We start from the raw sequence: 1,162 nt of genomic DNA, 5'->3' as shown, positions 1-1,162 counted from the left end.
GACGCCCGCTAACCCCATTGCGAGGGAGGGATGCCTCCCTGCGCCCAGACACGAATCGGAAGGAGTCCGTATGGTGAAGACAAGGATCATACCGCCAGCCCAGGGAGCCCATGCCTATCCCTTGCTGATCAAGAGCCTGCTGCTGTCCGGGGTGCGCCAGCCCCCGGGCAGGGAGATCGTCTACGCAGATCGGCTGCGCTATGACTATCGCACCCTCAACCAGCGCATCCACCGCCTCGCCAACCTGCTGACGGCCTCGGGCATAGGGCCGGGGGACACGGTCGCCCTGCTGGACTGGGACAGTCACCGCTCCCTCGAATGCTTCTTCGCCGTGCCTATGATAGGCGCCGTGCTGCACACGGTGAACGTGCGCCTATCGCCGGAGCAGATCGCCTTCACCATGCACCACGCCGAGGATCATCTGGTGCTGGTCCATGACGACTTCCTGCCCATGATGGCGAGCATCCAGGAGAAGCTGCCCACGGTGCGCGGCTATATCCGCCTGACCGATGGGGAGCAGCCCTCCACCACACTGCCCCTGCTCGGGGAGTACGAGACCCTGTTGGCCGGGGCGGACAGCCACTTCGATTTCCCCGATTTTGACGAAAATTCGGTGGCAACCCTGTTCTACACCACGGGCACCACCGGGGATCCCAAGGGGGTCTACTTCAGCCACCGCCAGCTGGTGCTGCATACCCTCAACGAACTGGGCACCCTGGCGGCCCATGCGGGCCAGTCCCTGCTCTGCTCAGACGATGTCTACATGCCCATCACCCCCATGTTCCACGTCCATGCCTGGGGCGTCCCCTATGTGGCGACCATGCTGGGGGTGAAGCAGGTCTATCCGGGGCGTTACGAGCCAGACAAGCTGGTGCGGCTCTACCGCGACGAGGGGGTGAGTTTCTCCCACTGTGTGCCGACCATCTTGCAGATGATCCTCGACTGCGAGGAGGCCAGACAGACCTCGTTCGAGGGGTGGAAGATGCTGCTGGGGGGCAGTGCGCTGCCGCTCGGACTGGCGACCCAGGCCCATCGACAGGGGATCCTGGTGCACGCCGGTTACGGCATGTCGGAGACCTGCCCGCTGCTGTGCGTGGTGCACCTGACCGAGGCGGAACTGGCGCTGCCCATGGCCGAGCAACTGCCGCTGCGGATCCGCACC

1 protein-coding gene is annotated in these 1,162 nt (G+C 64.8%); it reads left to right on the top strand.

All coding sequences use genetic code 11. The annotated features are described in order from the left end of the window. Nucleotides 1-70: 70 nt before the first annotated feature. The coding region (locus tag BN1127_RS10690) for an AMP-binding protein (protein ID WP_042649431.1) at nt 71-1,162 on the top strand (1,092 nt) is incomplete at its 3' end.

It is taken from the genome of Aeromonas media, assembly GCF_000819985.1.
GTDB lineage: Bacteria > Pseudomonadota > Gammaproteobacteria > Enterobacterales > Aeromonadaceae > Aeromonas > Aeromonas media.
The sequence above is the reverse complement of the archived record's forward strand: the minus strand, read 5'-3'. Positions and strand labels throughout refer to the sequence as shown.